At 73.4% G+C, this 19,484-nt stretch carries 14 protein-coding genes and 1 pseudogene; 7 read left to right on the top strand and 8 right to left on the bottom strand.

What is annotated here, in order from left to right; all coding sequences use genetic code 11:
* Positions 1–149: 149 nt before the first annotated feature.
* Complete coding sequence (locus ABZU32_RS32320) at positions 150–764, top strand: response regulator transcription factor (RefSeq protein ID WP_354928127.1); 615 nt, start codon at positions 150–152, stop codon at positions 762–764.
* Positions 765–896: 132 nt separating this feature from the next.
* Here ABZU32_RS32320 and ABZU32_RS32315 read toward each other — a convergent pair whose 3' ends face one another.
* On the bottom strand, positions 897–1,700 hold the full coding sequence (locus ABZU32_RS32315; RefSeq protein WP_354835654.1) for an NPP1 family protein: 804 nt from the start codon (positions 1,698–1,700) through the stop codon (positions 897–899).
* 548 nt (positions 1,701–2,248) lie between these two features.
* Here ABZU32_RS32315 and ABZU32_RS32310 point away from each other — a divergent pair.
* Positions 2,249–3,196 (top strand): zinc-binding dehydrogenase, encoded by a 948-nt coding sequence (locus ABZU32_RS32310; protein WP_354928124.1) that lies wholly within the window; start codon positions 2,249–2,251, stop codon positions 3,194–3,196.
* Positions 3,197–3,408: 212 nt separating this feature from the next.
* Here the strand turns inward: ABZU32_RS32310 and ABZU32_RS32305 are convergent, their stop codons facing one another.
* The 6 genes from ABZU32_RS32305 to ABZU32_RS32280 all read right to left on the bottom strand — a co-directional run bounded on the left by ABZU32_RS32305 (position 3,409) and on the right by ABZU32_RS32280 (position 10,255).
* Positions 3,409–4,506: a serine hydrolase domain-containing protein gene (locus ABZU32_RS32305; RefSeq protein WP_354928121.1), complete on the bottom strand. Its 1,098-nt coding sequence runs from the start codon at positions 4,504–4,506 to the stop codon at positions 3,409–3,411.
* A 183-nt stretch (positions 4,507–4,689) separates the two neighbouring features.
* Complete coding sequence (locus ABZU32_RS32300; protein WP_354928118.1) at positions 4,690–4,974, bottom strand: SHOCT domain-containing protein; 285 nt, start codon at positions 4,972–4,974, stop codon at positions 4,690–4,692.
* 182 nt (positions 4,975–5,156) lie between these two features.
* Positions 5,157–5,801, bottom strand: a complete 645-nt coding sequence (locus ABZU32_RS32295; RefSeq protein WP_354928115.1) for an SRPBCC family protein — start codon at positions 5,799–5,801, stop codon at positions 5,157–5,159.
* 14 nt (positions 5,802–5,815) lie between these two features.
* Positions 5,816–7,414: an aldehyde dehydrogenase family protein gene (locus tag ABZU32_RS32290; protein WP_354928112.1), complete on the bottom strand. Its 1,599-nt coding sequence runs from the start codon at positions 7,412–7,414 to the stop codon at positions 5,816–5,818.
* Positions 7,415–7,443: 29 nt separating this feature from the next.
* Positions 7,444–8,595 carry an acyl-CoA dehydrogenase family protein gene (locus ABZU32_RS32285; RefSeq protein ID WP_354928109.1) on the bottom strand — a complete coding sequence of 384 codons (1,152 nt, stop codon included), beginning with the start codon at positions 8,593–8,595 and terminating at the stop codon, positions 7,444–7,446.
* 22 nt (positions 8,596–8,617) lie between these two features.
* Positions 8,618–10,255: an AMP-binding protein gene (locus ABZU32_RS32280; RefSeq protein WP_354928106.1), complete on the bottom strand. Its 1,638-nt coding sequence runs from the start codon at positions 10,253–10,255 to the stop codon at positions 8,618–8,620.
* A gap of 488 nt (positions 10,256–10,743) precedes the next feature.
* Here ABZU32_RS32280 and ABZU32_RS32275 point away from each other — a divergent pair, with 488 nt between their 5' ends.
* The 4 genes from ABZU32_RS32275 (at position 10,744) to ABZU32_RS32260 (ending at position 18,094) form a co-directional block, all read left to right on the top strand.
* Positions 10,744–13,152 (top strand): TOMM precursor leader peptide-binding protein, encoded by a 2,409-nt coding sequence (locus tag ABZU32_RS32275; RefSeq protein ID WP_354928103.1) that lies wholly within the window; start codon positions 10,744–10,746, stop codon positions 13,150–13,152.
* A 37-nt stretch (positions 13,153–13,189) separates the two neighbouring features.
* Complete coding sequence (locus ABZU32_RS32270) at positions 13,190–14,728, top strand: SagB family peptide dehydrogenase (RefSeq protein WP_354928100.1); 1,539 nt, start codon at positions 13,190–13,192, stop codon at positions 14,726–14,728.
* 268 nt (positions 14,729–14,996) lie between these two features.
* Entirely contained in the window at positions 14,997–15,230 is a 234-nt protein-coding gene (locus ABZU32_RS32265) for a hypothetical protein (RefSeq protein WP_354928097.1), read from the top strand.
* 353 nt (positions 15,231–15,583) lie between these two features.
* The gene (locus ABZU32_RS32260; protein WP_354928094.1) at positions 15,584–18,094 is read left to right on the top strand and encodes a histidine kinase; all 2,511 of its coding nucleotides are present in this window, start codon (positions 15,584–15,586) and stop codon (positions 18,092–18,094) included.
* A gap of 18 nt (positions 18,095–18,112) precedes the next feature.
* Here the strand turns inward: ABZU32_RS32260 and ABZU32_RS32255 are convergent, their stop codons facing one another.
* Entirely contained in the window at positions 18,113–18,763 is a 651-nt protein-coding gene (locus ABZU32_RS32255) for a TetR family transcriptional regulator (protein WP_354835681.1), read from the bottom strand.
* 116 nt (positions 18,764–18,879) lie between these two features.
* Here ABZU32_RS32255 and ABZU32_RS32250 point away from each other — a divergent pair.
* Positions 18,880–19,377 (top strand): annotated as a pseudogene (locus ABZU32_RS32250) (2Fe-2S iron-sulfur cluster-binding protein); the annotation flags it as partial.
* Positions 19,378–19,484 lie beyond the last annotated feature (107 nt).

Genomic DNA, 19,484 nt, shown 5'->3' with positions numbered 1-19,484 from the left:
CGGGAGTGCCCGAACTCTCGCCGTTCACCTTTGTGCGAAGGTGAAGTCAAACAGGACCGTCGCTTACGTTTCCGGGGCCGGGCACATAGGGTTGTCCTGGAGATCAACGAAGGGAAGCGGCGGGTGCCTACGGAAAGCGGGAGCTGTTAGTGCGCACCCTGAAGATCCTCCTGGCGGAGGACGTCCACATGGTGCGTGGAGCGCTCGTGGCCCTGCTCGAACTCGAGCCCGATCTGACCGTCGTGGCACAGCTCGACCGGGGTGACGCGATCGTGTCGGCCGCCATGGAGCATCGGCCCGATGTGGCGATCATCGACATCGACCTGCCGGTCGTCGACGGCCTGACCGCGGCCGAACTGCTGCGGCAGCAGCTGCCGTCGTGCCGCACGCTCATCCTCACCAGCCTCGGCCGGCCGGGCACCGTGCGCCGCGCGCTCGCCGCCCAGGTGTCGGGGTTCCTGCTCAAGGACGCCCCCGCCGACCAGCTCGCGGAGGCGGTGCGCAACGTGGCCGCCGGCAAGCGCGTCATCGACCCCCAGCTCGCCCTGAGCGCCTGGGACGTGGGCGACAACCCGCTGTCGGAACGCGAGCTGCAGGTGCTGCGCATGGCCGCCAAGGGCGCCGAGGCCCCCGAGATCGCCGCCGGCCTCCACCTGTCCGCCGGCACGGTGCGCAACTACCTGACGACCATCGTCATGAAGCTCAACGCCCGCAACCGCGTCGACGCCATCCGCATCGCCACCGAGGCCGGCTGGGTCCCCTAGACCCGCCCCGCCGGACACCGCCGGCCCCTTGTGGGACCGGCGGCGCGGGCGCGGCGGGAGCAGGGCGGCCGGGCGACCAGTGGAGGCCGGCCGCCACGACCGGCCCGTCAGGCTGAGGCGGCCGGCCGCCGGTCAGGCGAAGGGGTCGAAGGGGATGCCGGCCGGCTTGGAGCGCGACAGCAGGTCCTGGAACCGCCCGTCGTTGATCTTGATGGTCGCCGCCCCGAAGTCGGCGTTCATCAGCCGGTCGCGCAGCGCGGTGCTGGGCCAGCCGTTCCAGTCCACCAGCGGGGGGTAGCGCCAGTTGTGGTAGTGGTTCTCCGGCGGCTCGTCGTTGCCGTTGGCGAGCCGGAAGAAGTGGGTGGACAGCCCGTCCTTGTGGTAGACGATCTTGGGGTGGGAGCCGTCGAAGCGCACCTGTGAGCGCGCGTAGGTGACCACGCCGCTGTGCTGCGTGGTCGACACGTACTCCACCCGGTTGGACGCCTGGTCGATCCAGGAGATGACGTGCTCCCAGTCGTGGCGGTGCCCGCCGAGGCTGCTGCCGGGCAGCGCCTGGTCCTTTTCGAAGTACCCGGCGTAGACGACGGCGCACCAGCCGTTGTTGCAGGTGGAACGGGCGTAGGTCTGCGAGTTGTCCAGGTCCGACTGGTCGCGGCAGTTGCCGTTGACCGCGCCGGTCGGGTTCAGCCCCGGAGCGAGGGTGCCGTCCGGCCCGATGGCGGGGGTGGCGTAGCAGCCGTCGCCGTCGTAGTCGAAGGCCGGCGAGAACGACTGCTCGTATCCGCCGGCGTTCTGCGGCAGGTTGTGCGGCGGGTCGGCGAAGGCCGCCGACGCGGGAACCACGACCGCCATGGCGGTGAGGCCGAGCACGACCCCGAGCCGGGAACGCCCGCGCTTGGCGCGCCTGGCGGGGGACGTGCTCCTGTCCGACACGGTCGCTGACTTCGATGCCCTGGGGGACGACGTGAATGACGGCAGTTTTCGCATTCTTCCGCTCTCTCGACGCACGGGCCATGCCGCGACATCGCGCCGGCATGGTGGGGGGTGGCAGGGGCACCGGCGGCGTTGCGGCGCCGATGTGGAACATGCCTCGCAGTGTCACGACACCACGTGGCAGGCACATGATCAAGGTCCCCGCGCCGGATGACACCGGCATGGAGCGGCGACGGCCGAAAGATGGATCACGAGCGAACCCTCGGCTCACCCCCGGGTGGCCGTCACCGCCACTCCCCTGAGCCGACATCGCCCCTCCCATGGCCGTCATCGCCTCCCGCGGCCGTCATCGCCACTCCCGCGGCCGGCCGCGCCTGCGCCACAGGGACGATCCGGCCAGGCCGTCCGCGCGGGGTTGACCTCAACCTTGGTTCAACTCGCATGCTGGCCCCTGCGAGACGAAGCGGCCACCCGGCGACCGGCGTGCCGATCGTCCGGGGCGCGCCGGCGACGGCGCTTCGACGAAGGTTCGGGAAGGGACGGCGGGCGTGCGCGCTGTGGTGATGGAGCGGTTCGGCGGGCCGGAGGTCCTGCGCCTGCGGCAGGTCGAGGACCCGGTCCCCGGGCCAGGGCAGGTGCTGGTGGAGGTCGCGTACGCGGGCATCACGTTCGTGGAGACGCAGGTGCGGAGCGGAAACGCCCCGCCGGTCTTCGAGACGCCCACCCTGCCGCGCATCCCGGGCAACGGTGTCGGCGGCCGGGTGCGCGCCGTGGGAGCGGACGTCGATCCCGGGCTGGCCGGGCGGACCGTGGTCACGACGACCGGCGGCGAGGGAGGGTACGCGGAGCTGGCCCTCGGCCGGGCGCAGGACGCGATCCCGGTCCCGCCGGGCGTGAGCATGCCCGACGCGGTGGCCCTGCTGGCCGGCGGGCGCACGGCGGTCATGCTGCACCGGCAGGCGGAGATCGAGCCGGGCGAGTGGGTGCTGGTCGAGGCGGCCGGAGGCGGCGTCGGCACCCTGCTGGTGCAACTGGCGGCGGCGTCGGGCGCCAAGGTGGTGGGCGCGGCCGGTCCCGGCAAGGCGGAGCTGGTCAGGTCTCTGGGCGCGGTCGCCTGCCTGGACTACACCCGTCCGGGCTGGGAGCGCGAGGTGGTCGAGCTGACCGGCGGCGCCGGCGTCGACGTGGTCTTCGACGGGGTGGGCGGGCCGGTGGGCACTCAGGGCATGTCGGCCGTGCGGCCCGGCGGGCGCGCGCGCATCTACGGCATGGCCGGCGGGTCGTGGCCGCAGGCCGGCGAGCACGTGAAGGTGATCTCCGCGCCTCCGCCCGACGCCGCGCGGACGCGCGCCCTCACCGAGGAGGCCCTCGCGCTCGCCGCGTCCGGTCGCCTGCACCCCGTCATCGGCCAGACCTACCCCCTCGCCGACGCGGCCGGAGCCCACCAGGCCATCGAATCCAGGATGACGACCGGCAGAACCCTGCTGATCCCCTGAGCGCCCAGCGGGCCCGCGTGCACGGTGCGGTACGGCAGCCGCCTGCGGCCGCGGTCCGCCTCCGCGCGACAGCGCCGCCACGTCGGGCCTGCTCAGCGGAGCCGAACCGGCGTCGGAGGGTCACGTCACCGAGTCGGAACAGCCTCGGACGTAGGGGGCCTGGCCGGCCCTGGGCAGAGGTGAAGGCGCCGACGAGGACCAGCGGCCGGCGCCTACGCCGGAAGGCTCTCGTAGGCGGCGGTGACGAGCAGGAGACCGCGGTCGTCGCCCAGGGTGCCGCTCAGCATGCGGTTCATCGCGTAGGCGACGGTCATGCGGGCGTCGAGGTCGTTGACGACCAGCGAACCGCCCCATCCGCCCCAGTAACAGATGCGCCGGCCGGGGAACATACCGCCCCCCAGCCCGTACCCGATGCCGTAGCGCATCGGCACGCCGAGGACGCGGTCCGGGCCGTGGTACTGCTCCTCCAGGACGCGCTCACAGCCGGCCGGTGACAGCAGCCGCACCCCGCGCGCCGTCCCGCCGTTGGACAGCACGGACTGGACGGCGCCGACCGCCCGGGCGTTGCCGTGCCCGTTCCCGGCCGGGATCTCGGCGCGCCGCCAGGCGACGGTGTTGGCGTCCTCGGCCCGGAGCGGGGGGTTGCCGGGCTCGCCGGAGTCCCCCGGCGACGGCGGGGGCGCGATGACGGGGGCGACGCGGTGGTCGTGCTCGGCCGGCGTCCCGATGTGGAAGTCGGCGCCGAGCGGCCCGGCCACCTCCTCGGCGAAGAAAGCGCCCAGGGTGCGGCCGGTGACCCGGCGGACGACCTCGCCGACCAGGTGCCCCTGGGTGACGGCGTGGTAGCCGGCCTGGGTGCCCGGCTCCCAGCGCGGGAACTGCCCGGCGAGCCGCCGCGTGGACTCCTCCCGATCGCAGACCTGCTCGACGGTGATGGGCTCGTCGAAGGCGGGCAGGCCCGCGGTGTGGGAGAGCAGGTGCCGCACCTCCACGCGTTCCTTGCCCGCGGCGGCGAACTCGGGCCAGTACTTGGCCACCGGGGCCGTCAGGTCGAGTTCGCCGCGGTCGGCGAGGATCAGCGCGCACAGCGCGGTCATGGTCTTGGTGGTGGACCAGACGTTGACGATGGTGTCGCGCTCCCAGGGGACGGTGCGCTCCGCGTCCGCGTACCCGCCCCAGAGGTCCACCACCGGCTCGCCGTCGAGGTACACCGCCACCGAGGCGCCGACGTCCCGGTCGTCCAGGGACGCCGCCAGCGTCTCGCGCACCGCGCCGAACCGTTCGTCACACATGCCGTGGGTATCCGCCATGAACGGCAACCTAACCCGGCCGCGCCCGCACGGCCACCGCTTGCGCGGCGAACACCCGCCCGGTGGGCGACGCTGCCTGCTCCGGCCGCTTCCCCACCGGCGTCGACGTCCACGGCCAGGCTGAGCGTCGTCGCAGGGCCGCCGTGACGGCGGGCGGCCCCGCGACGGGAGCCGCGCCCGGCCTCAGTCGCCGGGAGGGCGGGCGCCGCGCAGGGTCTGCAGGCGGGCGTGGTACTCCTCCGCGTCGATCTCCCCCCGGGCGTACCGCTGCGCCAGCACGTCCTCCGCCGCGGGCACCGCGGTGCCCGCGGCGCCCTGGGGACCCGTCCTGCGGGTCAGGTAACGGAACAGGAGCACGACCACGGCGATCACCAGGCCCCAGAAGAGCACCATGTTCAGGATCATCAGGCCGTAGCCCCAGCTCATGCCGGGCCCGTTCCAGTACATCATCCTCATCTCCTCGCTCATCGGCTCATTCGCTGAGATCGGAGCCATGGTGCTCAGGATGCGGCCTCGCACCCCGCGCCGGAAGGGCCGAAGGACATTCCCGCCCGGCCGTCGTTCCCTCGGTGGCCGTGCCCGCCGGGCTCGGCCCCGCGGTGGTGACGGTCGCGGCGCCGGCGGTGGGGGCCGCTCCTGCGGCCCCCACTTCAGAGGGCTGCCGACAGGGCGGCGGCCACCTGGCGTTCGGGGGCGGGGATCGTCGGCGGGTCCTCCTCGGTCTCCACGTGGCCGTAGGCGGCGGCCAGGACCGCCCGTACGGCTCGCGCGAGCACCCGCGCCAGCAGCGGCTCGACCACGCGGTCGTACATCGGCACGCCGAGGTCGAACCGGGCCTCGAAGACCACCTCGCAGGAGGCGTCACCGGGGCCGGGGAGGAGGTTCCAGGCGCCGGACAGGGCGGCGAAGTCGCCGTCCACCTGCTCGAAGGCGATGCCTGGCGCCGCGGAGGAGACGTCCGCCGGTGCGGCGGGCGTCCACTCGCGCTGGCGCCAGCGCACCGTGCCGCCGCGGAAGGGCAGGGCCCATTCGCTGAGGCGGTCGTCGTCGCTTCCCACTCCGGCCGGTCCTGCCGGGCTCACCGGGCGGCCGGGGACCGCCTCGATGCCGGGGGGCGACTCGATGTCGAGGGGGGTCGCAGGCTCGGCCGACGCCCCGGAGGTGGGAGGTCGCTTCCCTGTGGTCACCCTCAGGGCGTCGCCGTCCAGGCGGCCGTGCCAGGCGCTCGTGGTCAGGCGGGCCAGCGCGGTGCGGGCGTCGAGGGCGACGCGGGCACGCACCCTTACCTCTCGCATGTCATGGTCCCCTTTCACATCCCGCCGGCCGCGGCCGGTCTCGCGGGGGTCAGGGCGACGCCCTGGAGGTGGGTGGTGCGGATCATCATGTAGCTGGCCTCGCCGAAGACGCCGCCGGTGAAGCCGGTGCCGCCGTGGGAGGGCATGTAGGGATAGAAGCCGCAGTGCGAGTCGTCGTTGACCTTGAGCACGCCGCCGTTGCGCACCTCGTCGGCGAACCGCCCGGCGATCCGCTCGTCGGCGGTCCACAGCGAGTTGCGCAGGCCGTAGGCGTTGCCGTCGACGAACGCCAGCACCTCGTCCAGCAGGCGCTCGTCGGAGCCGCCGGCCTCGGGGACGACCACGGGCAGCAACGGGAAGAAGGTCTCGCTGCGCACGGCCTCGACCTCCCGTGCCCCGGCCAGGCCGTTCACGCGGATCACCGTGGGCTCGATGAAGAACCCCGTGTCGGACGGCGTGCCGTCCACCTCCAGGCGCCGCCCGCCGCACACCAGCTCGGCCCCCTTGCCGAGCGCGTCTGCGAGGAAGGCGAAGAACCCGTCGGCGGCCAGCACCGGGGTGAGGACGACGCCCTCCTGCTCGGGGTAGCCGGGCCTGATCCGCGCGGCGGCGTCCGCCAGGCGGGCGATCAGCTCCTCGGCTATGGCCGGGTGGGCGATGACCTGGTTGGGGATGTTGCAGATCTGGCCGGAGGCGTGGAACGCCTCGACCAGCGCGCCGGCGGCGAGGTCGAGGTCGGCGTCGCGCCAGACGACCGCGCAGTCGTTGCCCGCCAGTTCGAGGATGGGCTTCTTGCCGGCGGCGACGCAGTCGTTCTGGAAGACCAGCCCCTTCTCGGTGCCGCCGAAGTAGATGATGTCGTCGACGTGCTCGCTGGCGAGCCACTCCTGCATCATGGGCGGGCCGCACACCACGTTGAGGGTGCCGGGCGGGGCGCCGGCCTCCTCCAGGGCGGGGGCGACGATCTCCCGCAGGGCGTACATGACGCCGAACGGGATGCTGCGCGGCGCGCGCACGACGACCGCGTTCCCCGACAGCACGGCGGCGGCGCCGTAGATGGCGTTGGAGTGGGGGGCGTTCTGCGGCGGGGCGACGCAGACCACCCCGTCGGGCTTGCGCCGCATCGAGATGCGCTTGCCGCCGTAGTGGAAGTCACGCCGCAGCAGCTCGGCGCACCAGCTCAGCGTCTCGGGGCTGACGATGTGCAGCAGCCCGTCGACCTCCCACTCCGCCAGCGTCCGCGTCCGCCCTTCGGCGACCATGATCTCGACGAAGGCGGACCGCGTCTCGGCCAGGCGTTTGCGGATCAGCTCACCGGCCCGCAGCCGTACGTCCAGGGGGCTCCTGGACCACTCGCGGGCCGCGGTGGCGGCCGCCTCCAGGGACGCCCGGGCGGTGGCGGCGTCGGCCAGCGCGCACCGGCCGATCACCTCCGGACCGGCCGAGGCGGGGTCGATCTCGCCGCGCTCCAGCATGCGCTTCAGGCGCAGGGCGCGCGGGGCGTCCTCCAGGATCGCGCGGGACGAGACGGCGTAGATGTGCTCGGCCGCGTCGATGTCGCGCCCTCCAACATAGGAGGCGTAGGTCGGCAAGGGTGCGTGGGGTTCGCGCATCAGGCGGTCTCCGCTCGTCGGGTGGACGGTCAGGGGGCGTGCTCGCGGCCGAGGAACTCGCGGGCGATGACCAGCTTGGTCGCGGCGGCGGTGCCGTCGGCGAGCTGCGTGCCGATCACGTCGCGCAGGCGCCGCGCCACCGGGCCGTCCTCCGACCAGCCGAAGTGCCCGAGGGTGAGCAGCGCCTGGTGGGCGGCCTCGGCCGAGGTCTTGGGCGCCCACCACTTGGCCATGTTCGCCTCGACCCGGTGGTTGAGGCCGGCGTCGTTGCGCCACAGCGCCTCGTAGGCCAGCAGCCGGGCGGCGTGCAGGTAGGTGGCGTGCTCGACCAGGGGGAACGTCAGCCCCTGGAAGCGGCTGAGCGGCTGGCCGAACGCCTCGCGCTCGCTGGCGTGCTCGAAGGCCGCCTCCAGCGTCACGCTGGCAGCGCTCACGGCCATGAGCGCGATGAGCGCGCGGGAGTAGTCGAAGCCGCGCATGCCCTGCACGAACCCGAGCCCGGTGCCGCCGACCACGTTCTCCTGGCCGACGTGCAGCCCGTCGAAGACCATGGTCGCCCGCCCGCCGGTCCGGCTGCCGAGGCTGGGCAGCGTCGTGCGGGTCACGTGGGCGTCGTCGAGCCGGGTGTAGAAGGCGGTCACGCCGCGCGAGCGCTCGCGCTTCTCGCCGGTGCGGGCGAACACCAGCCCATGAGTGGCGTACGCGCCGAGCATGATGGAGGTCTTCTCGCCCGACAGCCGCCAGCCGTCGCCGTCCGGCTCCGCGCGCAGCTCCAGCGCCGCGGCGTCGGTGCCGTGGGCCGGCTCGGTCATGCACACCGCGACGACGGCGTCGCCCTGGGCGATGGACGGCAGCCAGCGCGCCTTGAGCTCCTCGCCGCCGTGCAGGTTGAGCACCCCGCCGACCAGGGCGGCGTTGAGCACCGGGTAGCAGGCGGTGATGTCGCCGCGCGCCAGTTCCTCGATGGCGACGCCGGTGCTGACCGCGTCCAGGCCCATGCCGCCGTACTCGACGGGGATGCGCAGCCCGAACAGGCCTTCGGCGGCCAGCTCGGCGAACAGGCCCGGCGCGAACCGGCCCTCGCGGTCGCTCTCGGCGGCGGCCGGGGCGAGCCGGTCCGCGACGTAGGCGCGGACCTTCTCGGCCAGCGCGTTCTGCTCAGGGGTCAGGAGAAAGTCCATGGGAATGCCCTCACTCAGCCGTTCAGCCGGTCAGCCGGTCGCGTAGCACGAACTTCTGCACCTTGCCCGAGGGAGTCCTGGGCAGCGCGTCCACGATCTCGACGCGCTCGGGCCAGTACTGCTTGGCCATCTCCAGCTCCGCCAGGTGGGCGCGCAGGTCCGAAATGGTGGGCGGAGTCCCGTCCGGGACGATGACCGCGCAGGCGCGCTCCCCCATCCGCTCGTCGGGCAGGCCCACGACGGCGATGTCGCGGATGGCCGGGTGGCGCAGCAGCGCCGCCTCCACCTCCACCGCCGGGATCTTCACCCCGCCGCGGGAGATGACGTCCTTGACCCGGCCGGCGATGCGGATGCCGCCGTACCCGTCGTCCCTGGCGAGGTCGCCGGTATCGAACCACCCGTCGGGGGTGAGCGACTCGGCGTAGAGCTCCTCGCGGCGGTAGTAGCCGAGACACTGGCTCGCGCCGCGCACCTGGAGCAGGCCGGTCGCGCCGGGCGGCACGGGCCGGCCGGTCCGCTCATCGACGATGCGGACCTCCATGCCCGGCACCGGCGTCCCGTCGCTCTCGGCGGCCCGCATCGGCGGGTCCTCGGGACGGGTGACGGTGACCGCGCCGTTCTCGGTCATCCCCCACAGCGCGTACAGCCGGCAGCCCAGCACGTCGCGGGCCTGCTCGACGAGCACCGGCGGGATGGGGGCGCTGCCGGTGGCGAAGGAGCGCAGCGCCGACAGGTCGCGGGGACCCTCCTGCTGGGCTCGGATGAGGTCCATCAGGAACGGCGGCGGGCCGTAGAAGAAGGTGACCCCTTCCTGCTCCATGACGCGCAGCATCAGGCCGGGGTCCCAGGCGTCGATCTGGACGGCCGTGGCGCCGAGGATCAGCGGCATCAGGAAGTTCCAGGTGTAGCCAGCCTGCAGGGTGGTGGGCGAGCCCATGGCGGTGACCTCGTCGGGGGTCAGGCCTAGCACCTCGATCTGCGCGCGGTTCAGCGCGCCGAGGGTGTTGTGGCTGTGCATGACGCCCTTGGGCTCGCCGGTCGTGCCGGAGGTGAACATCACCTGCGCCAGGTCGTCCGGCCGTGCCTCGCGGGCGTCCAGCACGCCCGGCTCGACCTCCCGTTCCCACTCCCGTCCGAGCAGGTCGCGGTCGAGGTCCAGCGTGCCGCCGGCCCCGCCGCCGCCGAGCAGCACCCGGTGCCGCAGCGTGGGCACCGCGGCGGCGACCTCCGCGCTCATGTCGGCGAAGGAGAACCCGCGCACCTCGGCGGCGGCCACGTAGAGCGGGCTGCGGGTGAGCCGGGTCATGAACTCCACCTCGCGGCGGCGCATGATGGTCGCGACGGGGCCGGCGATCGCGCCGACGCGGGCGCAGGCCAGGCTCAGGGCGACGAGTTGCCAGGAGTTCGGCAACTGGAGGGTCACCACGTCGCCCCGGCGCACGCCGAGCCCGTGCAGGGCGGCGGCCAGCCGTTCGACGCGCGCTGCCAGTTCCGCGTAGGTGAGCCGGTCGGGCTCGCGGCCGTCCGCGTGCCAGACGACCACCGCCGTGCGGCCGGGGAAGCGCTCGACCGCGCCGCGCAGGTCGTCCATGGCGGTGCGGTCGCGCCACACCCCCTCGGCCCTGAAACGGTCGCCGGTGATTTCCAGCACCGGAGCCATGTTTCCGCTCCCTTCCTGGAGGCCGATTTTCGGCTGTCTGGTATTTCGCCGCCGGCATGTCCGGTCATCGAAAATGCGGCGGCCGATCGCTTGAGGAGAACTCGCTAGTAGGACATCGGGCGACCGGCGGGAGTTCGCAGGTCCAAATGGTCCGTGAGCCGTTTTCCCGCTGATTTCGGGGTGGCGGGTCTTGTGCACCGGATGCGACGCATGACCGGCTCCCTCCGATCGGTCCGACGTTCGACAAGTGTGCTCGGAAATGGGGCGAAAGGGCCACTGACCGGCTCATCGGTGCGATGTGAAGGATTCATGCCGCGAAGGTGAGCGGCGAACTGGCCCCGTGGCGGGGCGGCGGTGCAAGATGCGGTGCGCGGGGTCGCTCCACCGGGGCGGCGGTTGCGCCCCGCGCCCGCGGGTAATGCGCCGACCGAGGCGGCGAGGTCCGCCTGCATCCCCCTGTGCCCCCCGACGGCCCGGAAGAGGCTCTCATGGTGGAAACGGAAACCGGCACCGGCGTCACCGTCGCCCATCGCCGCCCCGGCACGACGACTCCCGGCGCCCGCGTCGCCGGCACGCCCCTCCCGGCGCCCGCGCCCGCGCCGGCGCCCGTGGCCGACCCGGCCACGACCGGCGCCTCCACGGCCCCGCGCATCGGTTTCAAGAGCCACCTGCGCCCCGAGATCATCCCCGGCGAGGCGGTGTACCTGGTCTCCGCGCGCGGCACGACCGCGCTGTCCGGCCGCCCCGCCGAGGTGCTCGCCCCGCTGCTGGACGGCACCCGCACCCTCGCCGAGATCCACGAGCACGCCTCCCGGGAGCTGCCCGCCGCACAGGTCGGCCAGGTGCTCGGCCGCATGGCCAAGGCCAACCTCGTCGGGCACCGCGCCTCCACCTGCCCGGCCGACCCGGCCGCCGAGGCGTACTGGGACCTGGCCGGGCTGGACGGCTCCCGCGCCCCGGCCGCGCTCGCCGGCGCGGTCGTCGGCGTCCTCGCGCTCGGCCACGTCGAGACCGGCGCCGTCCTGGCCGCCTGCCGGGCGGCGGGCCTGGCCGCCGTGCCCGACACCGGCGGGGGCGAGCCGTGTGGCGAGCTTTCGCTGGTGGTCTGCGACGACTACCTCGACCCGGCGCTGGCGGAGGTCAACGCCCGCCGGCTGGCCGACGGGCGGCCCTGGCTGCTGGCCAAGCCGAACGGCGCCGACGTGTGGGTCGGCCCGGTGTTCCGCCCCGGCTCGGGCCCGTGCTGGGCGTGCCTGGAGCGGCGGCTGCGCGGCCACCGCCGCGCCGAGAGCTGCCTGCTGACGGCCTCCGGGGCCCCCGCGCTCCCGCCCGAGGCCTCGACCGCGCTGACCCGCGGCATGGGGCTGCTGGCGGTGGCGCTGGAGGCCGCCAAGTGGCTGGCCGGGCACCGCCACGACGGCCAGGACGCGGTGTGGACGCTGGACACCCTCACCATGGCCGGGCGGCACCACCGGCTGACCCGCCGGCCGCAGTGCCCGTCATGCGGGGACCCCGGCCTGGTCGCCCGCCGTGTGCGCCGGCCGGTCGTCCCGGTCTCCCGGCCCAAGGAGGCGCTCGGCGGCACCGGCGAGCGGGCCGCGTCCGCCCGCCAGGTCTGGGAGCGGTTCGGCGGCCTGGTCGACCCGGTCACCGGGATCATCGGCGGGGTCCGGCGCGACCCGCGCAGCCCCTCGTTCCTGCACTGCCACCTCGCGGGCCCGAACCTGGCGCTGCCGGTGAGCAGCCTGACGACGGCGCGGGCGGGCCTGCGCGCGCAGGCCGGCGGCAAGGGCGTCACCGACCTCGATTCCAGGGTCAGCGCGCTGTGCGAGGCCGTGGAACGCTACTGCGGCTCCCGCTTCGGCGACGAGCCGGCGATCACCGACACCTACCGGGGGCTCGGCGGGGCCGCCGTCCACCCCGACGCCTGCCAGCTGTTCCACCCGCGCCAGTTCCGCGACCGCGACCGGTGGAACGCCGCGCAGCCCCCGTTCCAGCACGTCCCCGCCCCGTTCGACGAGCGGGCGCCGCTGGAGTGGACCCCGGTGTGGTCGCTCACCGGTGAGCGGCACCGCTACCTGCCGTCCGACCTGCTGTACTACCGGCCGTTCACCCCGCGCGGCGCCTCGCCGGTGCGCGCGGACTCCAACGGCGCCGCGGCCGGCGCCAGCGTGGAGGACGCGATCCTGCAGGGGTTCCTCGAACTGGTGGAACGGGACGCGGTGGCGCTGTGGTGGTACAACCGTACCCGCCAGCCCGGGGTCGCGCTGGACTCCTTCGACGACCCGTGGATCGCCACCGTGCGGCGCGGCCTGGCCTCGATGGGCCGCGAGGTCTGGGTGCTGGACCTCACCTCCGACCTGGGCATCCCGGTGATGGCGGCGATCTCGCGGCGCACCGGCGGGCGGGCCGAGGACATCATGTTCGGCTTCGGCGCGCACTTCGACCCCAAGGTGGCGCTGCGCCGTGCGCTGGCCGAGCTCGGCCAGTTGCTCCCCATCACGCCGGCCGGGGACGGCGCGGGGTACGCGACCACCGACCCTGGGCTGCTGGCCTGGTGGACGCGCGAGACGGTGGCCCGGAACCCGTACCTGCTGCCCGACCCCGGCCTGGCGCGGACGGCGGCGGCCTGCCGCCCGTACACCCCGTTCGCGGACCTGCGCGACGACGTCGCCCACATCACCGAGCTGGCCCGCGCCAAGGGCCTGGAGGTGCTCGTGCTCGACCAGACCCGGCCCGACATCGGGCTGCCCGTGGTCAAGGTCGTGGTCCCGGGTCTGCGCCACTTCTGGGCGAGGTTCGCGCCCGGCCGTCTGTACGACGTCCCGGTGGCGCTCGGCCGCCTTGACGCGCCGACGGCCTATCAGGACCTCAACCCGATCCCGTTCTTCTTGTGATCCGCGCCGCGCCGTAACACGAACCAGGAGAAGCCACGTGTCCCCACCTCTGGACGAGGAAGCCGCCTCAGGCGGCTTCCTGCTCTGGTCGCTGCGCGAGGACGTGCACGTGGAGCCCGACGCGCGCGAGGACGTGGTCACGCTGCACAGCCGCTGGGGCGACGAGAGCGTGCCGCATCCCGCGCCCCGGGTGGTGGAGGCGCTGCGCCGGATGAGCCTTGGCCCGGTCTCGCTGGAGAACGCGATCAGCGACCCCGCCGAGCGGGCCGAGCTGGACCGGTTGCTGGTCCGGCTGCAGCACCTGGTGGTCCGTTCGCTCGGCCTGGACCAGGAGCGGGCCCTACTGTCGGTCGTGCCGCTGAGCAGGCAGGCGCGCTTCCGGCCGGCGCGGCTGTCGCCGGTGCGGGCGGTGCGCATGTCCCGGTTCGCGGTGCTCCGGGCCGAGGAGGGCGCGTACTGGCTGGAGTCGCCGCTGTCGCTGCACCGCGTGGTGTTCCACCGGGCGGAGGCGATGTGGCTCGTCGGCGCGCTGAGCCGGGGCATGACCCCGGACGCCGCGCTGGCGGGGCTGCCCGCGTCCGTGCCGGGCGCGGCGGCCCTGGCCTACCTGGTGGCCGCCGGCATGGTGGTCCAGGCCGAGCCGGGTGAGTCGCCCGGCCCGCCCACCTTCGCCGAGGACACCGACCCCGCGCTGGTCACCTGGCTGCCGCAGGACCTGATGTTCCACACCCGCTCGACGCTCGGCCGGCACGACCGCGACTTCGGCGCCACCTATCCGATGGGCGAACGCTGGGCCGTCGAGCCGGTCACCAAACCCGCCACCGAGGGCGGGTACGTCCCGCTGCCCCGGCCGTGCTGGGACCGGCTCATCGAGGGCGACCCGCCGCTGACCGCCGCCATCGAGGGCCACCGCCCCGCGTTCCGCTTCGGCGATGAACCGCTGAGCGACCGGCAGCTCGGCGAGGTGCTGTACCGGACGGCCCGGGTGCGTTCGCTCACCTCGGCCGCCCACGGCGGGGCGGGCAGCGGCCTGGCCAGCGACCGCCCGTACGCGAGCGCGGGGTCGGCCTACGAGCTGGAGCTGTACACGGCCGTCAGCGGGTGCGCCGGCATCCGCGATGGGATGTACCACTACGACCCGCTGGGGCACCGGCTGGAGCCGATCGACGTGGACGCGGTGGACCTGCGGGAACTGCTCGACCGGGGGCGGCTGTCGGCGGGGCTGGCGTCCGTCCCGCCGGTGCTGATCCTGGTCACCGCCCGGTTCAGGCGCGTCTCCTGGAAGTACACCGGCCCCGGGTACGCGCTCATCCTGAAGAACGCCGGCGCGCTCACCCAGACGCTCTACCTGGTCAGCACGGCCATGGGGCTGGCCGGGTGCGCGCTCGGCGCCGCCGACATCGAGGCCACGGCCCGGGCCCTCGGCACCGACTGGCGCACCGAGTCGTGCGTGAGCGGGTTCGCGCTCGGCAACCGGGACGAGGAGCCGCAGGCCCTGCCGCCCGGCCGCCGCCCGGCCAACGACCCCGCCTGGGGAGACCTCGCCGCGGAGCTGCTGCACAAGAGCGCCGGCTGACCCCGCCGCCGCGCTCCCCGGCCGTCCCGCGGCGACTTCGGGCGGCTTCCTCCCGCCTCGCGCCGCGCCCTCCGGTCGCCTCCCGACGCCCGCCGCGCCATATCAAGCGCTGATTTCGGTCCGATATAAAATGCTCGGTCAAACCATGGGGAATACCGGCCATGAGGAATTCACGACCGGTTCGTGAAGTGCGGCCTTCCTCTTACCCGGCTTCTCATCGCACAATTAGGACAGCTGGGAACGCCACCGCGAAAAGAAGGGGAAGGCCATGCCGACCTGCACCATCGACACCGACCGGCACTTCACCGAGTTCGTCGCCCAGGCCTGGCAGGACCCGAAGTCCACGGGATCGGGGGAAAACCACCTTCTCGGCGCATTCGGCATTCGCCCCGCCGACGCCGGATACGAGTTCGAGTCACATTTCGACCTGGGGCAGGACCTGATCATCGAGCAGCTGGACGGCTCCACCCCGGCGTTCGCGGTGCCCACCTACTGCGGATGAACCACCGGCGGCGCCGCCCGCCCTCCGCCTGCGCCCCCGCACCCGGTGCCCCCGCACCCCGTGCCGGCGCACGACCGAGACCCTTCGCACGCCAAGCCCGCGCTCGACCGCGATGAGCGTCAACCCTTGTTCTTCCGTAGAATCCCCTGAGACCCTGATCACGGCGCGCACCATCCATGGACATCCGTAGAGAGCGGCGGACACATGGGAGCGCTCCCAGTCCTCGCGCTTCGGAGCGGGAGTCAATGGACAGCGAAGTGACAAGCGGGCTTTCACCGTTGCATACCAGGGGCGCGCGAGCGGCGCCCCTGCAGCCCTCCGGCGAGGCGGAGGGCCCGCCGTGGACCCCCCGGGTGGTGCTGCCCATCACCGTGGTGATGCTGGCAGGGTTCGCGCTGACCACGATCATGAACGTGCTCATGACCGGCCCGGACGCGGCCCGTCTCGCCGGCTTCGCGGTCTGCCTGACGCTCGTGTTCACCCTGCAGCTCGCCCACTCCCTCGCCGGACCGCGGCACTGGCGGGCCGGCACCAGGGCCACCACCCTGACACTCCAGGCGCTGGCCACCTACCTGCCGTTCTGGTGGCTCGGCAGCGCGTGGGGCGGCATGATCGGCTTCCTCGCCGGATCGGCGCTGCTGTCGGTGACCGGGCCCGCGCGCTGGCCGCTGTACGTGGCCGGCGGCGCGGGCATCCTGCCGGTGCTCGCCTCCGAGGGCGTGCCCCCCGTGGGCCTGGCGTACGGCACCGGCTTCGCCCTGCTCACCGGCCTGGTGGTCTACGGGATGAGCTCGTTGTCGACGCTGGTGGCCGAACTGTACGCCGCACGCGGCAAACTCGCCCGCATGGCCGTCACCCGCGAACGCCTGCGCGTCGCCCGCGACCTGCACGACCTACTCGGCTACAGCCTCTCCGCCATCACCCTCAAAAGCGAACTCACCCACCGCCTGCTCCCCGCACACCCCCACCGCGCCCGCGACGAGATCACCGACATCCTCACCGTCGCCCGCCAAGCCCTCTCCGACGTCCGCACCGTCGCCAACGGCTACCGCACCATGTCCCTCACCACCGAAGCCGACTCCGCCACCAGCGTCCTCACCGCCGCCGACATCGACGTCACCACCACCATCACCACCCCCGACCTCCCCCCCCACATCGAAACCGTCCTGGCCACCGTCCTACGCGAAGCCGTCACCAACATCCTGCGCCACAGCAAAGCCCAGCACGCCACCATCCACGCCACCCTCCACACCAACGGCCACAACGACACCATCCGCCTGCACATCGCCAACGACGGCGTCGACCCCACAGAAACCACCCCCACCGTCAACGGCGGCAACGGCCTGGGAAACCTCACCACCCGCCTACGCACCATCAACGGCCACCTCACCGCCGGCATCGACACCGACGGCTGGTTCCACCTCACCGCCCAAGCCCCCACCACCACCACCGGGCACCGGCCCGTCCCGGAACGGGCGCTGCCGCCGGACGCGATCGTCCCCCGGCTGGTCCCCCGGCTCGCGCAGCGGGCGCTCTCCCGGGGCCCGGCCCCGCGCGCCGATCCCGCCGACGGCGCCGCGCCGCGCGTCTCACCGCTGTGGCGGCTCAGGTCGGCGCGGCACCGGCTGAAACAGATGCTGCCGTTCCCCCGCGCGGGCATGGTGCCCGACGACGTCGACACCGACCTGTGGGGGCCGCGCCAGCCGATCCCGGTGACCTTGGTGGTGCTGGCGGGATACGCGGCGATCATGCTGATCAACGTGATCGACGCCGCCCCCGGCACCGCCGGCCTGCTCGGGTTCGCGGCGTGCCTGGCCGCCGACCTCGGCCTGCAACTCGTCCACTCGTTCCGCGGTCCCCGAAGCTGGTCACGAGGGGCCCGCGTGTTCTCTCTGTGCGCCCAGGCGCTCGTCTGCTATCTGCCCCTGCTGTGGGTCGGCCGTCCGTGGGGCTCCATGGTGGGCTTCCTGGCCGGATCGGTGCTGCTGGTGGTGCCCGGCGGCGCCGGGTGGGCGCTGTACGCGGCCGTGGTGGGCAGCGTGGTGCCGCTGGCGATGGCCCTCGGCGCCGAGCCCCGCTACCTGGTGTACCTCCCGGTGTCCAGCCTGCTGACCGGCATGATCGTGTACGGGATGAGCTCGTTGTCGACGCTGGTGGCCGAACTGTACGCCGCACGCGGCAAACTCGCCCGCATGGCCGTCACCCGCGAACGCCTGCGCGTCGCCCGCGACCTGCACGACCTACTCGGCTACAGCCTCTCCGCCATCACCCTCAAAAGCGAACTCACCCACCGCCTGCTCCCCGCACACCCCCACCGCGCCCGCGACGAGATCACCGACATCCTCACCGTCGCCCGCCAAGCCCTCTCCGACGTCCGCACCGTCGCCAACGGCTACCGCACCATGTCCCTCACCACCGAAGCCGACTCCGCCACCAGCGTCCTCACCGCCGCCGACATCGACGTCACCACCACCATCACCACCCCCGACCTCCCCCCCCACATCGAAACCGTCCTGGCCACCGTCCTACGCGAAGCCGTCACCAACATCCTGCGCCACAGCAAAGCCCAGCACGCCACCATCCACGCCACCCTCCACACCAACGGCCACAACGACACCATCCGCCTGCACATCGCCAACGACGGCGTCGACCCCACAGAAACCACCCCCACCGTCAACGGCGGCAACGGCCTGGGAAACCTCACCACCCGCCTACGCACCATCAACGGCCACCTCACCGCCGGCATCGACACCGACGGCTGGTTCCACCTCACCGCCCAAGCCCCCACCACCACCACCGGGCTCGGCGAGGACTACCCCGGGGAGCACGCGGCGATGGGCGCGGCCGGGCCGCCGGTCCCCTGAGGCGCGGGTGCGGAAGGGTCAGCGCAGCGCGGGCAGGCCGACGGCGGCGGCCATCACGATGCGCTTGAGCGCCGGCAGGAACGCGGGGCAGGCGGCCGCCATGACCGGGTCCTCGGCGTAGATCTCGCGCAGCACCGCGGGAGGGTTGGAGACGGGGTAGAGCATTCCGGCGCCCGCGGTCGCCAGCCCGACCAGCTCGTAGGCCTCGCTCTCGGTCAGGCCGGAGGGCGCCGCGGCAACGCGGGCGGCCAGGTCGCCGATGACGTCCAGCACGGCGCGCTTGCACGCGCGCGCCGCCTCCACCGAGACGTTGTGCTCGAGGCTGGTGGCCGTGTTGCCGAGCAGGTCGCACATGAGCGGCCGCGCCTCGAGCGTCTCGGTGAGCGCGGCGACGACGGCCGCGAGGCCGGTGGCCCGGCCGAGCCGTTCGGCGACCTCGCTCCCCCACTCTCGCCACTCCTCGGCGGCCAGGACGAGGTAGATCTCCTCGCGGGTGCCGAAGTAGCGTCCGACGTTGGACTTGGCCAGGCCCGCGGCGGCGGCGACCCCGCCGAGGCTGACCGCGCGCACGCCGGATCGCAGGGCCAGTTCGCGGGCGGCCTCCAGAATGGCCTCGCGCCGCTGCAGCTTGTGCTCGGGCCGTCTGGCCCGGAGGAATCCCTGCGTCATGTCGCAGCAAGCATACGGTGACGATAAAAGAACGCCGTTCTCTTGTTAAGATGACATCGTTCTGTTAACGTCGGCGCACATCTGGACGCATCACGTCCACCGGCGGGAGGCAGCGCGTGGTCGAGGTACAACTAAGGATCAACGGGACCGTCCACACCTGCGAAATCCCGCCACAGGTCAGCCTGCTGGACGTCCTGCGCGAGCATCTCGGGCTCACCGGCACCAAGAAGGGCTGCGACCAGGGGGCGTGCGGCGCGTGCACGGTGCTCGTCGACGGCGAGCGCATCAACTCCTGCCTGACGCTCGCCGTGCAGTACGCCGGCCGCGAGGTCACCACCATCGAGGGCGTCGCGGGCGAGCAGGGCCCGCACCCGCTTCAGGCGGCGTTCATCCGCAACGACGGCTTCCAGTGCGGCTACTGCACCTCCGGGCAGATCTGCTCGGCGATCGGCATGCTCGCCGAGCACGCCTCCGGCGCGCCGAGCCTGGTCACCGAGCACCTGGCCGCGACCGGCGCCGAGCTGACGGACGCCGAGATCAGAGAGCGCATGAGCGGCAACCTGTGCCGCTGCGGCGCCTACAACGGCATCGTCGACGCCATCCGCGAGGTCGCCACCGCGAAGGCCCGGCGGGAACTCGCCGAAGACGGGGACGGGCGGGCGGACCGCGAGCACACCGCCGCGCGCGCCGGACGGCCGGCCGCCGCGGCGGAGGCCGCCCG

Source organism: Sphaerisporangium sp. NPDC005288 (assembly GCF_040607475.1).
GTDB classification, from domain to species: Bacteria; Actinomycetota; Actinomycetes; order Streptosporangiales; family Streptosporangiaceae; genus Sphaerisporangium; species Sphaerisporangium rhizosphaerae.
Note: the sequence above shows the minus strand (reverse complement) of the source record. Positions and strands in the feature narration are given on the sequence as shown.

What these genes read in the sequence shown, in the direction of transcription:
- ABZU32_RS32300 (WP_354928118.1), bottom strand. Translation starts at nt 4,974, where the DNA reads ATGAGCGAGGAGATGAGGATGATGTACTGGAACGGGCCCGGCATGAGC.
- ABZU32_RS32305 (WP_354928121.1), bottom strand. Translation starts at nt 4,506, where the DNA reads ATGGCGGATACCCACGGCATGTGTGACGAACGGTTCGGCGCGGTGCGC.
- ABZU32_RS32265 (WP_354928097.1), top strand. Translation starts at nt 14,997, where the DNA reads ATGCCGACCTGCACCATCGACACCGACCGGCACTTCACCGAGTTCGTC.
- ABZU32_RS32290 (WP_354928112.1), bottom strand. Translation starts at nt 7,414, where the DNA reads ATGCGCGAACCCCACGCACCCTTGCCGACCTACGCCTCCTATGTTGGA.
- ABZU32_RS32255 (WP_354835681.1), bottom strand. Translation starts at nt 18,763, where the DNA reads ATGACGCAGGGATTCCTCCGGGCCAGACGGCCCGAGCACAAGCTGCAG.
- ABZU32_RS32285 (WP_354928109.1), bottom strand. Translation starts at nt 8,595, where the DNA reads ATGGACTTTCTCCTGACCCCTGAGCAGAACGCGCTGGCCGAGAAGGTC.
- ABZU32_RS32295 (WP_354928115.1), bottom strand. Translation starts at nt 5,801, where the DNA reads ATGCGAGAGGTAAGGGTGCGTGCCCGCGTCGCCCTCGACGCCCGCACC.
- ABZU32_RS32275 (WP_354928103.1), top strand. Translation starts at nt 10,744, where the DNA reads ATGGTGGAAACGGAAACCGGCACCGGCGTCACCGTCGCCCATCGCCGC.
- ABZU32_RS32280 (WP_354928106.1), bottom strand. Translation starts at nt 10,255, where the DNA reads ATGGCTCCGGTGCTGGAAATCACCGGCGACCGTTTCAGGGCCGAGGGG.